Source organism: Streptomyces turgidiscabies Car8 (assembly GCF_000331005.1).
Classification (GTDB): Bacteria; Actinomycetota; Actinomycetes; order Streptomycetales; family Streptomycetaceae; genus Streptomyces; species Streptomyces turgidiscabies.
Genome location: NZ_AEJB01000207.1, coordinates 19,572 through 31,894, shown reverse-complemented (window position 1 = coordinate 31,894; position 12,323 = coordinate 19,572). Strand labels below are relative to the sequence as shown.

Annotated in this window: 10 protein-coding genes; 9 read left to right on the top strand and 1 reads right to left on the bottom strand. The window is 70.0% G+C overall.

Annotation, left to right across the window (positions count from 1 at the left end; translation table 11 throughout):
* Positions 1-214: 214 nt before the first annotated feature.
* The 8 genes from STRTUCAR8_RS13100 (at position 215) to STRTUCAR8_RS13065 (ending at position 10,835) form a co-directional block, all read left to right on the top strand.
* Positions 215-1,765, top strand: coding sequence for an alkaline phosphatase D family protein (locus STRTUCAR8_RS13100; RefSeq protein WP_044472117.1), 1,551 nt, complete (start codon positions 215-217; stop codon positions 1,763-1,765).
* Between the two features lie 194 nt (positions 1,766-1,959).
* Complete coding sequence (locus tag STRTUCAR8_RS13095) at positions 1,960-3,462, top strand: bifunctional cytidylyltransferase/SDR family oxidoreductase (protein WP_006376175.1); 1,503 nt, start codon at positions 1,960-1,962, stop codon at positions 3,460-3,462.
* 100 nt (positions 3,463-3,562) lie between these two features.
* Complete coding sequence (locus STRTUCAR8_RS13090) at positions 3,563-5,596, top strand: hypothetical protein (protein WP_100247537.1); 2,034 nt, start codon at positions 3,563-3,565, stop codon at positions 5,594-5,596.
* Between the two features lie 126 nt (positions 5,597-5,722).
* The gene (gene proB / locus STRTUCAR8_RS13085) at positions 5,723-6,850 is read left to right on the top strand and encodes a glutamate 5-kinase (RefSeq protein WP_006376164.1); all 1,128 of its coding nucleotides are present in this window, start codon (positions 5,723-5,725) and stop codon (positions 6,848-6,850) included.
* 186 nt (positions 6,851-7,036) lie between these two features.
* Positions 7,037-7,501, top strand: coding sequence for a hypothetical protein (locus STRTUCAR8_RS13080; protein WP_044472116.1), 465 nt, complete (start codon positions 7,037-7,039; stop codon positions 7,499-7,501).
* 102 nt (positions 7,502-7,603) lie between these two features.
* Positions 7,604-8,890, top strand: a complete 1,287-nt coding sequence (locus tag STRTUCAR8_RS13075) for a glutamate-5-semialdehyde dehydrogenase (RefSeq protein ID WP_006376158.1) — start codon at positions 7,604-7,606, stop codon at positions 8,888-8,890.
* Positions 8,891-9,073: 183 nt separating this feature from the next.
* Positions 9,074-9,664, top strand: coding sequence for an SCO2584 family spore wall biosynthesis protein (locus tag STRTUCAR8_RS13070; protein WP_006376168.1), 591 nt, complete (start codon positions 9,074-9,076; stop codon positions 9,662-9,664).
* A gap of 100 nt (positions 9,665-9,764) precedes the next feature.
* Positions 9,765-10,835, top strand: coding sequence for an SCO2583 family membrane protein (locus tag STRTUCAR8_RS13065; protein ID WP_006376183.1), 1,071 nt, complete (start codon positions 9,765-9,767; stop codon positions 10,833-10,835).
* A gap of 127 nt (positions 10,836-10,962) precedes the next feature.
* Here the strand turns inward: STRTUCAR8_RS13065 and STRTUCAR8_RS13060 are convergent, their stop codons facing one another.
* Positions 10,963-12,057, bottom strand: coding sequence for a M48 family metallopeptidase (locus STRTUCAR8_RS13060; RefSeq protein WP_006376178.1), 1,095 nt, complete (start codon positions 12,055-12,057; stop codon positions 10,963-10,965).
* 101 nt (positions 12,058-12,158) lie between these two features.
* On the opposite strand from STRTUCAR8_RS13060, the gene STRTUCAR8_RS53310 reads away from it, so the two are divergent.
* Positions 12,159-12,320 (top strand): hypothetical protein, encoded by a 162-nt coding sequence (locus tag STRTUCAR8_RS53310; protein WP_006376179.1) that lies wholly within the window; start codon positions 12,159-12,161, stop codon positions 12,318-12,320.
* Positions 12,321-12,323: the final 3 nt, after the last annotated feature.

Below are 12,323 nucleotides of genomic sequence, written 5' to 3'. Positions count from 1 at the left end.
CTGGGGGCTGCGCCCCCAGACCCCCCTTCGCGCCGAAAGCGCTCGTCCTCAAACGCCGGACGGGCTAAAGACCCCCCGGCTGCGGGGTCGTAAAAGTCATTTCCTATGATCACCCCCTGTTCATTCCTCAGGGGTCTCCTGTTTGTCCGTGTGCTTGCGCTGCCATGGGAGCTTCCGTAGGTCCAAGAGGCCTCCCAGGCAACGGAGTTCGACGGTGAGTGGTGTCGTTTCGCCCGGTAGACGCCGGTTTCTGACTGTCGGTGCCGGCGTCGTCGGGGCCGCCGCGTCCGGGCAGTTGCTGCTGGCCGGGACCGCCCGGGCGGCGCAGAGCCCGTTGCCCTCCGGAGTGTTCAGCCTCGGGGTCGCCTCCGGGGACCCCCTGCCCGACGGTGTCGTCCTGTGGACCCGGCTCGCTCCCGACCCGCTCCACGGTGGCGGAATGCCCGACCGGGCCGTGGTCGTGGAGTGGCAGATCTCCGAGGACTCCCGGTTCCGGCGCAAGGTGAAGCGCGGATACGCCTGGGCGCGGCCCGAGTTGGGGCACAGCGTGCACGCCGACGTGCGGGGACTGCTTCCCGACCGGCAGTACTGGTACCGGTTCCGGACCAGCGGGCAGCTCTCGCCGGTGGGCCGTACCCGTACCGCTCCCCGGCAGCTCGCCTCCGGCAGCCATCTGCGGCTCGCGCTGGCCTCCTGCCAGAACTGGCAGCACGGCTACTTCACCCCGTACGCCGACATGCTCGCCCAGGACCCGGATGTCGTCGTCTTCGTCGGCGACTACATCTACGAGTCCACGTCCGCGATCACCGGCGTACGCAAGCACGAGGGCACCGGAGAGCCGACCACCCTCGTCCAGTACCGCAACCGGTACGCCCAGTACCACAGCGACCCGCACCTCAAGGCGATGCACGCCGCCGCGCCGTTCGTCGTCACCTTCGACGACCACGAGGTCGACAACGACTTCGCCGGGGACGTCCCGCAGGACCCCGACAAGCAGACGCCCGAGGCGTTCGCGGCGCGTCTCACCGCCGCCTACCAGGCCTACTACGAGCACATGCCCGTACGCGCCACGGCCGTGCCCAACGGCCCGCACATACGGATGCACCGGCGGCTCGACTTCGGGCGGCTCGTGCGGCTCAACGTGCTCGACACCCGGCAGTTCCGCAGCGACCAGGCCACCACCCAGGCCGGCGCCCAGGACCCGGCGATGACCATGCTCGGTGCCGCGCAGAAGCAGTGGCTGCTCAACAGCCTGCACGGGTCGCAGGCGCGCTGGAACCTCATCGCCTCGCAGATCATGATGGCCGAGACCGACCTCAGGATCGGCGAGGGCAAGCTCTGGTACTACGACGCCTGGGACGGCTACCAGGTCGAGCGCAACGCGCTGCTCGGCGAGTTCGCGAACGTGCGTAACCCCGTCGTCCTCTCCGGCGACCGTCACGTCACCATGATCAGCGACCTCAAGCGGGACTTCGCCGATCCCCGCTCGGCGGTCGTCGGTGCCGAGTTCGTCGGTACGTCGATATCGAGCGGCGGGGACCAGGACGCCGTCGCCTTCCACAAGCAGTGGGACGCGCTGAAGGGTGACAATCCGCACTGGAAGGTCATCGACAACCACCGCGGCTACCACCTCTTCGACATCCGGCGCGGGGGTATCGACGCCCAGGTCCGGATCGCGGACACCGTGACCAGATCCACCTCCGCCTCCCGAACTCTCGCGAAGCTCCATGTGGAGTCCGGAAAGCCGGGAGTACGGACCGTCTGACGGCGAAAGGGGCGCGGGCGGCCATCCGTGGAATCGGCGGCGCAATTTCTGTGCCATTACTCACAGCCATTCCAGCGGTGCCGGATGAATGACAGTTGGCGTGCGCATATGCGACGGAGGGCGCTCACCTTGCACTGCGGTAACGGCAGGTGGGACGATTTCAGGGTTCTCTGTTGCCCCGAGGTAGGTCGCCCGTGTCCCAGCACAAAGCCAAGCCCCGCACCACCGCCGTCGTCCTCGCGGGCGGCACCGGTCAGCGGGTGGGTCTGTCGATTCCGAAGCAGTTGCTGAAGATCGCGGGCAAGGCGGTCATCGAGCACACCCTCAGCACCTTCGAGCACGCGGACTCGATCGACGACGTCATCGTCCTCATGGCCCCCGGCTATGTGCCGGACGTCGAGAAGATCGTCGCCAAGGCCGGATTCAAGAAGGTCACCCGGATCATCGAGGGCGGCGCGACCCGCAACGACACCACCGAGCGGGCCATCGAGGCGCTGGGGGAGGGGCTGGCCGAAGGTGAGGACGCCAACGTCCTGTTCCACGACGCCGTACGGCCGCTGCTGTCCCAGCGGGTCATCGACGACTGTGTGATCGCCCTGGAGCGTTACCAGGCCGTCGACGTCGCCATTCCCTCCGCCGACACGATCATCGTCACGCGCACGCACGGCGAGGACGGTGAGTTCATCACCGAGATCCCCGACCGCTCGCGGCTGCGGCGCGGTCAGACGCCCCAGGCGTTCAAGCTGTCGACCATCCGGCGGGCCTACGAGGTCGCGGCCGGCGACCCCAACTTCCAGGCCACGGACGACTGCTCGGTCGTACTCCGGTATCTGCCGGACGTGCCGATCCATGTCGTCGCGGGCGACGAGTACAACATGAAGGTCACCCAGCCCGTCGACGTCTTCATCGCCGACAAGCTCTTCCAGCTCGCCTCCGCCGCCACGCCGGAACAGATGAGCGAGGAGGCCTACCGCGAGCTGCTCACCGGTAAGACCCTCGTCGTCTTCGGCGGGTCCTACGGCATCGGCAAGGACATCGCCGAGCTGGCCCAGGGGTACGGGGCGAAGGTGTACGCCCTCGGGCGTTCCACCACGGGCACGCACGTCGAGAACCCGGAGGAGGTCGACGACGCGCTGTCCAAGGCGTACTCCGAGACCGGGCGCATCGACTACGTCATCAACACGGCCGGCGTACTGCGGATCGGCAAGCTCGCCGAGACCGACAACGCGACCATCGAGGAAGCGCTGAAGGTCAACTACCTCGCCCCCGTGCAGATCGCCCGCTCGGCCTACAAGTACCTCGCCGAGACCAAGGGCCAGCTGCTCCTCTACACCTCCAGCAGCTACACGCGCGGCCGGGCCGAGTACAGCCTCTACTCCTCCACCAAGGCCGCGATGGTGAACCTCACCCAGGCACTGTCGGACGAATGGGCAGGTGACGGGGTCCGCGTCAACTGCGTCAACCCGGAGCGCACGGCCACCCCGATGCGCACGAAGGCCTTCGGCCAGGAGCCCGCGGGTTCGCTGCTGTCCTCCGAGGCGGTGGCCCGTACGTCGCTGGACGTGCTGCTGTCCGAGCTGACCGGGCATGTCATCGACGTCCGCCAGCAGGACCCGACAGCCGTGGCCGGTCGGGCCTCCGGCTTCGAACAGGCGCTCGCCAGCGTTCTCGACCGGCAGAACGACGGCCTGGCATAAAATCCACACCACATTCACGAAAAACCACCGGACCGACAGCCAGATAATTCCCGAGTAATTCCAGATCGTTCCCGAGTACTTTCCCGGATACAGGTTCTCCTTGATCTCCACTGCTATTCGCGTCGCCCGGGTGGGCAGCCCGGCCGAGTTGGCCGCGGCGGTCCTCATGATGCTGGGCTTCCCCTGTCTCATGCTGGCCGCGCTCCTCCCGAGCGTGCCCGCCTTCGCCGCCGCCGCCGCAGTGACCTATCTGGCGGACCACTATCTCCACCGCCGGGGCAGCTATCTGGTCAACCGCCTCAGCAAGGTGCGGGCGGGCGTCTCCATCCGGTTCCTGGTCCGGGAACTGCTGGTGCTGCTTCTGCTGGCGCGCGCGGACCTCTCCAGGAACGTGATCTTCTACGCCGCGATCGCCTGCTTCATCGCCTTCTACGGCTTCCAGGCCCCGCACGGCGCCCTGATCACGCTGATCCGCAACCGCCGCCGGATGCCGGTCGCGACCCGCAACGTCGACCTGGCCTCGCGCATCGCCATCCCCGACGCCCCGCCGCGCTTCCTGCTGGACCGCTCCACCGAGAAGATGCTCCACCTCGACCTGGCCGCGCTGACCGGCATCCTCATCACCACCGAGACCGGCTCGACGGTGTTCGGCATGGTCGGCGTCGGTGTCACCCTCGGACTGGCGTTCCTGTACGTCGCCGCCCTGGCGCCCTACGTCCGGGGGCGCCGCATCCCGCCGGACGCGGAGACGGTGCTCGCGGCGACGGACGCGTGGCTGCGCGAGTACCGGCCGCAGACGGTGCTGTACTTCTCCGGTTCCAAGGACTCGGCGTACCAGGTCAACATGTGGCTGGAGACGATGGAGCAGCTGGACAGCCGGCCGCTGATCGTCCTTCGGGAACGCGTCATCCTGCAGAACCTCGCGCCCACGACCGTCCCCGTCATCTGTGTGCCCGGCGGCATCCATCTGATGAACCTGGACCTGCGCACGGTCCGGGTCGCGCTCTACGCGGCGAACGTGGGCAAGAACATCCACCTGTTGCGCGTACCGACCATGAAGCACGTCTTCATCGGGCACGGCGACAGCGACAAGATCGCCAGTGTGAACCCGTTCAGCAAGGCCTACGACGAGGTGTGGGTCGCCGGGCGCGCCGGGCGCGACCGGTACGCGATCGCCGACGTGGGTGTCCGGGACGAGGACATCGTCGAGGTCGGGCGGCCCCAACTGGCGCCCATCCGCGGGTCGCAGGGCGCTCCCGGGGCTCGTATCCCGACCGTTCTGTACGCGCCCACCTGGGAGGGCTGGGACGACGATCCCGGCAACACCTCCCTCCTGCTCGCCGGTGAGAACATCGTGCGCGAGCTGGTGGCGGCCGACCCGCCCGTCCGGGTGCTGTACAAGCCGCACCCCTTCACCGGCACCCGCAGCGACGAGGCCGGGGCCGCGCACGAGAGGATCACCGCGCTCGTCGAGAAGGCCGCGGTGGAGCGGGCCGCCGACCCGCGCTTCCTGGGCGACCTCGGCGAGCAGACGGGCGCCAAGGCGGACCTCGTCCGTATCGAGGCGCGGCTCGCCGAACTGGCCGGGCCCGCCGGTGAGAAGGGCGACGAGGCGGAGGCGACCCGGGACGGGGTGGTCGACGTGGAGCGGCACGAGGAGATCGCGAAGCTGCGCACCGAGTGGAACGACGCGTACTGGCGTTCGTTCAGCGCCGGGGAGCACCGGGTCGTCACGGGGGCCGAGCCCCGGCTGTACGACTGCTTCAACGTGTCCGACGCGATGGTCTCCGACATCTCCAGCGTGGTCTCCGACTTCATCGCGAGCGGCAAGCCGTACGCAGTGTCGGACTCGGCGGCGCTGGGCGCGGAGGAGTTCAAGCGGCAGAACACCGCCGTACGGGCCGCCGTGATCCTCTCCAACAGCGCTGCGGAACTGGGGCAGTTGCTGGACGCGGTGCGCGACCCGGCGGCCGATCCGCTGGCCGGTGAGCGTACGGAGCTCAAGCGGTATCTGCTCGGCCCCGACGAGCCGTCGTCCATCGAGCAGTTCAACACCGCGACGGCCGACCTCGCGGTGAAGGCCGAGGCACGCAACGCGGGCCAGAAGCGGCAGGCGGCGACCGCGCGGACCTGAGGGGCCCGGCCGGCGCGGACGGCGGTGAGATCCGCCGTCCGCCCACTGGACCGACACACACCCCCGCCCCTGTTCGCGTAAATTGCGCGGCAGCGCAGCCGGACGACCCGAGGGGACGACACGCAGGTGGCAGGGGCAAGGCAGGCCGTCGCAGGGGCCCACAGGATTGTCGTCAAGGTGGGTTCCTCGTCGTTGACCACGGCGGCCGGCGGCCTCGACGCCGACCGGGTCGACGCGCTCGTCGACGTCCTCGCCACCAGCCGCAGCGGCGGTGAGAAGGAGATCGTCCTCGTCTCCTCCGGCGCCATCGCCGCCGGCCTCGCCCCGCTGGGCCTGCGTCGGCGCCCCAAGGACCTGGCCCGCCAGCAGGCAGCCGCCAGCGTCGGGCAGGGGCTCCTCATCGCCCGCTACACCGCCTCCTGCGCCCGCCACGGCATCCGGGTCGGCCAGGTGCTCCTGACCTCCGACGACACCAGCCGTCGCGCCCACCACCGCAACGCCTCGCGCACCCTCGACAAGCTCCTCGCGATGGGCGCCCTCCCCGTCGTCAACGAGAACGACACCGTCGCCACGGACGAGATCCGCTTCGGCGACAACGACCGCCTCGCCGCCCTCGTCGCCCACCTCGTACGGGCCGACCTCCTCGTACTGCTGTCCGACATCGACGGCGTGTACGACGGCGACCCCAGCAAGCCCGGCACGTCACGGATCGCCGAGGTGCGCGGCCCGGCCGACCTCGCCCATGTCGACATCGGCAGCGCGGGCAAGGCCGGCGTCGGCACCGGCGGGATGGTCACCAAGGTCGAGGCCGCCCGGATCGCCGCCGCCGCCGGTATCCCGGTGGTCCTGACAAGTGCGGTGCACGCCGCCGACGCCCTCGCGGGCCGGGACACGGGCACCTACTTCCACGCCACCGGCAGGCGCTCCGCCGACCGGCTGCTCTGGCTCCAGCACGCCTCCACCCCGCAGGGCTCGCTCAGCCTCGACGACGGCGCCGTGCGCGCGGTGGTCCAGGGGCGCAAGTCGCTGCTGCCGGCCGGGATCGCCGGGGTCGAGGGCGAGTTCGTCGCCGGTGACCCGGTCGAGCTGTGCGACAGCGCGGGCCGGGCCGTCGCACGCGGGCTCGTCAACTTCGACGCCAAGGAGATCCCTCAGCTGATCGGCCGCTCGACGCGCGAACTGGCCCGCGAACTGGGCCCCGCGTACGAGCGTGAGGTCGTGCACCGGGACGACCTGGTCATCCTGAACCCCTGAGTCGCAGCGGCCTTCCCTTTTGACTTCAGTCCCGCAAAGGCCGAAAACAGGGGGAACGCCCCGCAAATCCGCCCGCCGTGAGGTGGACGTTCCGCAAAAGTGCCCCATGAAGCGTGCGCACCTGCTTCTCTCTGTTTCAGGGAGATTCCGCACGACCATCGGGTAAAGGAGGCCGCCGTGAGACGAGTGCGCCCTGGGGCGGCGACGTCCCGTGGTGGAAGCGCCTCCCGCAAGGTGGGCGAGGAGCGCGCCCTCACCAGCGTCGCGGCGGGCGCCCGCTTCGAGGAGGCGTTCGAGGAGCCGAAAGACATGCCGCGCCTGTGGCATGTCACGCTCAGCGTCTCCGGCGACGAGGCTCCGCTGAAGGAGGTCCGGCGCGGTCTGGAGCAGCTCGCCCACGACCACCCCTTTCTGCTCACCAGCAGATACGCCAACGACCACGCGGAGATCCGCTACTGGGAGGAGGCCCGCGATCTGCACGACGCCGCGGCCGTCGCCCTGCGGCTGTGGGGCGAGCACCGCCAGACCGCGAAGCTGCCGCCCTGGGAGATCGTCGGCCTGGAAGTCATCGACCGTGAGACCTACCACTACCGCATCGCCGAGGGCTTCGGCCCGCTGCCGGCGACCCCGGTGGGCGTCCACCCCTTCTAGCCGGTTCCAGGCCTGTCCGGCGGATTTGCGGGCTCTCAGGGGCTTGTCTCGGGGTTTGGGATAGCCGGTGGACGGTTCCGCCCGGCGCACTACGCTTTCCTCATGCCCACGCTTTCGCCGTACGACTCGATGTCCCCGGTCACCCAGGCCGCCTACCGTGCCAAGGCCGCAGCCGCCGACCTCGCCCCCCTTCCGCGGGCCGAGAAGGACGACGCGCTCCTCGCCGTCGCGGACGCGCTGGAGGTCCGTACGAGCGAGATCGTCGAGGCCAACGCCAAGGACATCGCCCGCGCGCGGGAGGCCGGCACCAGCGAGACGGTCATCGACCGGCTGACGCTCACCCCGGAGCGGGTGCGCGCGATCGCCTCCGACGTCCGGGACGTGGTGGCGCTGCCCGACCCGGTCGGCGAGGTCGTCCGCGGGTCCACCCTCCCCAACGGCATCGACCTGCGCCAGGTCCGCGTCCCACTGGGTGTCGTCGGCATCATCTACGAGGCCCGCCCGAACGTGACGGTCGACGCCGCCGCCCTCTGTCTGAAGTCCGGCAACGCGGTGCTGCTGCGAGGCTCGTCCTCGGCGCACGAGTCGAACGCCGCCCTGGTGCGGGTGCTGCGCGACGCCGTCGGCGGGGCCGGCCTGCCCGCCGACGCCGTGCAGCTCGTCCCCGGCGAGAGCCGCGATTCCGTACGGGAACTGATGCGCGCCCGCGGCCTGGTCGACGTACTGATCCCGCGCGGCGGCGCCTCCCTCATCCGGACCGTCGTCCAGGAGTCGACGGTTCCCGTCATCGAGACCGGCACGGGCAACTGCCATGTGTACGTGGACGCGCAGGCCGACATCGACATGGCGATCGAGATCCTGATCAACTCCAAGGCCCAGCGCCCGAGCGTCTGCAACTCCGCCGAGACCCTCCTCGTCCACCAGGACATCGCCCCCGAGTTCCTGCCGCGCGCCCTGGACGCGCTGGCGGAGGCCGGGGTCACCGTGCACGCCGACGAGCGTGTGCTGGCGTACGCGAAGGACTCGAAGGCCACGGTGGTCGAGGCGACCCTGGAGGACTGGGAGACCGAGTACCTGTCGTACGACATCGCCGCCGCCGTCGTCGACTCGCTGGAGCGGGCCGTCGACCACATCCGGCTGTGGACCTCCGGGCACACGGAGGCGATCGTGACGACCTCGCAGCAGGCCGCCCGCCGCTTCACCCAGCTGGTCGACTCGACGACGGTCGCCGTCAACGCCTCGACGCGCTTCACCGACGGCGGTCAGTTCGGTTTCGGCGCGGAGATCGGCATCTCGACGCAGAAGCTGCACGCGCGCGGGCCGATGGGGCTGCCGGAGCTGACCAGCACCAAGTACATCGTCACCGGCGACGGGCATATCCGCCGCTGAGGGGCATGATCGCGGGTCCGTCCGCCGGGGCGCCCGGCGGACGGCGGGCGTACGCCCCGGCGCTGTGCCCCCGGCGGGCCGGCGTGGGCGACGGCGGCCGACGGCGCATGAAACGCATCTCATCCAGTAGCTGAATTTCCCTACCGTCTGCCCAAAATGACACCCCCGGTCTACTCTGGATCCGTGCCGGAGGACGTGGGGGGCACGCCGTTCTTCCCTGACGGCTGGGAGCCCGACGACGACCACGACCGCGGGGTGTCGGACGAAGAGTTCGCCTCCGTGGTCTTCGACGAGGCCTTTGTACTGGCGGCCGTGGTGCACGAGCCGACCGCCGTCGAACGCCTCCTTGCCGCAGCGCAGGCGAGAGCGGAGGCCTCCGAGGCCGAGGCCCGCCGGGCGCACGCCAGAGGCCTCAGAGACGAGCGCCATGACGACGGCTTCGGGCCCGACGACCTCGCCTATTACGGCCACGGCCGGGATCTCGACGATCTGGACGACGCCGACATCCTGGAGGGCCGTTACGGCGCTGCGGGCACGCACGGCAAACAGGTCTCCCGCTGGCACCGCCCCGTCGCCTGGATGCTCGCCCTCGTGATGGGGATCGGCATGGTCGCGCTGGCCTTCACGGCGGTCTACCGGGGGGCGTCCTCCAGCCGTGAGGAGCAGGTGCCGCCGCCCGCCTCGACCAATCTCGAGCAGGGCGGAAAGACGACCCCTTCGGCTTCGGCCGACTACTCCCGGCCGGCCGTGTCCGCGTTCCCCCGCACTCCCTGACCCGGCCGCGCCCGCGCCCTGTCCCTTCCTGGTGAGAACCTGTCAGAACTGTCGTGCGGCGGGGCGTTTACCGAGGCTTCCGGAGACCTACTCTGAAGGTATGGGCGGACCAGGAGACCCACCTGAGGGGACACCCGAGGCTGCCCCTGGTGGCGGCGAGGACGAGTACCGATCCGTCGTCTTCGACGAGTCGTTCGTCCGCGCTGCCCGGCTCCAGGAGTTCTCCGCCCAGGAGCGCCTGGACGACCACGCACCGGCCGTACGCCGCCGCCAGCTCCCGCACCGGGGGCTGTCCCGGCAGGCGCTGATCCTCGTGCTGCTGATCGCCGTCGCCTTCGGCACCGCGATCTACATGGGCGTACGGAACCCGTACCAGAGTCCGGTCGCCGAGCCGGCCCCGGAGCCGCTGCGGATGACCGTGATGCCCCTCGCGCCGCAGGGCGCCGTGCCCGGCTCCACCGACCCCGAACAACTGTTCGCGCACAGTCCGGCGGCCCAGTTCGGCATTGGCGCCGAGGGCATCGCGCTGCCCGCCACGCGACGCACCGAGCACTTCTCGGACAGCCAGGTCGTCACCGCCCTGACCGCCGCCAAGGACTACCTGGTCGAGTCCTCGCTCTATCCGGAGGTGCTCACCGGCGGCGAGGTCCGAGCCGTGCGGGTGATGCTCGATCCCGACCAACTCGACCAATTCGATCAAAGTTTCGACCAGCCGACCGCCGACGGCAGGCACGCGCCCACCGGATGGCTGGTCCGCTTCGACCCCTCCCGCGCCCAGCTGGCCGACGACAGGATCCGCGTACGGGGCACCCTGCGGGCCGCCGAGACCGACTCGGCGACCCTGGAGGTCGTGGCGGACCACACCTTCGTCTACGCGCTGCGGCCGACCGGCGCCGGTGAGCAGGCGAAGGCATCCCTGTTCACCGTCCGACGCGAGCTGCACTTCAGCTTCGACCGCGACGACCTGCGCATGCACCAGGTCCGGCTGGTCGTCTCCTACGTCCAGGCCGGACCGCTGTCCTGCGCGGAGGACTCCGCCGGTTACCTGAGGCCGATGCTGGCCGACCAGACCGCCAAGGCGGGTGGACCGGCCGGGACGGATCCGTATGCCACGGGCGGCACGGCGGCGCTGTGCGGCTCGCTGGCGGCGGGGGTGCAGCCAACGGTGTGAGGCCGGAGGCGCGAGGCCGGCGGTGCGAGGGTGTCCGGGGTGGTTCGTCGGGTGCGGGCCCGGTGGGGCTTGTCGCGCCCACGCGGCGCAGCCGCACATCGGCACAGCCCCGCGCCCCTGGGTGGGCTTAGTCGCCCGGAGATGAGTCCTCTCGCGGAGGTGTTGAACCGGTGGAGCCGCCGAAGCCCCTTCGTACCCTGCCGCCGAGGTCGCCCGCCCCGCCGGCGATGTCGGAGACCAGTTTCATCAGCGGGTCCTTGGAGCTCTTGACGTTGCTCGCGTAGCTCGCCGCCGACTGGCGGAAGGAGTCGGACACCGAGGTGTCCTTGTCCTCGGTGCGGCGCGGGTAGTGGCCGTCCATGAGCCGCTGGTAGTCCCGGGACTCGGCCCACTTCTTCAGCTCGGCGGCGCGCACGGTGGTGAAGGGGTGAGTACGCGGCAGCACGTTGAGGATCTTCAGCACGGAGTCGCGCAGGTCGCCCCCCGCCTCGTACTCCTCCGCCTGGGCGAGGAACGCGTCCACGTTCATCTCGTGCAGGTGGTTGCCGCCGGCGATCTTCATCAGGCCGCGCATCGAGGCCTTGAGGTCCTGGCCGACGAGCAGTCCCGCGCGGTCGGCGGACAGCTCCGACTTGCGGAACCACTCACGCAGGGCGGTGACGATCGCCATGATCGCGATGTTGCCGAGCGGGATCCAGGCGACGCGGAGGGCCAGGTTGGTCAGGAACAGCAGGATCGTCCGGTAGACGGAGTGCCCGGAGAGGGCGTGTCCGACCTCGTGCCCGACGACGGCCCGCATCTCCTCCTCGTCGAGCAGCTCGACGAGGCCCGTGGTGACGACGATGATCGGCTCGTCCAGACCGATGCACATCGCGTTGGGCTGCGGGTCCTGGTTGACGTACATGGGCGGGACCTTCTCCAGGTCCAGGATCTGGCAGGCGTCGCGCAGCATGGCGTGGAGGTGGGCGAACTGCTGGTCCGAGACGCGCACGGAGTCGGACAGGAACAGCAGCCGCAGACTGCGCTCGGGAAGCAGCCCGCTGAGCGCCTTGAAGACGGTGTCGAACCCGCTGAGCTTGCGCAGGGCGACCAGGGCGGAGCGGTCGGCCGGGTGCTCGTACGCCCGCGAGGAGATACCCGGGAAGCGGGTGCGCTGTCTGCTGGGCACGCTCTCGTGGCCCTCGGGGCCCTGCTCGTTGCTGTCACGGCTGTCGTCGGACATGTGTTCCCCCATGCGTCTGATTGCCCTATGTGCCCCCCGAAGCGAAGCCCAGCCTAGGCGGAGATACCGTGGCCGGGCAGCACACCGTAAGGAGCGATCCGATGGACCACACCCCCGTAACCGACTGGATCACCGAGGCCGCGAGCGCCGCCGAGAAGCAGGGATCCGGCGATCTGCTCCGGGTCGTGCTGATCGTGATGTTCTTCGGCTGCATCCTGACCGCGTGGTTCCTGCTGCGGGGGTACAGGCAGAAGGACGACTGAGAC

Coding starts and splice junctions, on each gene's coding strand:
- STRTUCAR8_RS53310 (WP_006376179.1), top strand. CDS start 12,159: ATGGACCACACCCCCGTAACCGACTGGATCACCGAGGCCGCGAGCGCC.
- STRTUCAR8_RS13065 (WP_006376183.1), top strand. CDS start 9,765: ATGGGCGGACCAGGAGACCCACCTGAGGGGACACCCGAGGCTGCCCCT.
- STRTUCAR8_RS13060 (WP_006376178.1), bottom strand. CDS start 12,057: ATGTCCGACGACAGCCGTGACAGCAACGAGCAGGGCCCCGAGGGCCAC.
- STRTUCAR8_RS13075 (WP_006376158.1), top strand. CDS start 7,604: ATGCCCACGCTTTCGCCGTACGACTCGATGTCCCCGGTCACCCAGGCC.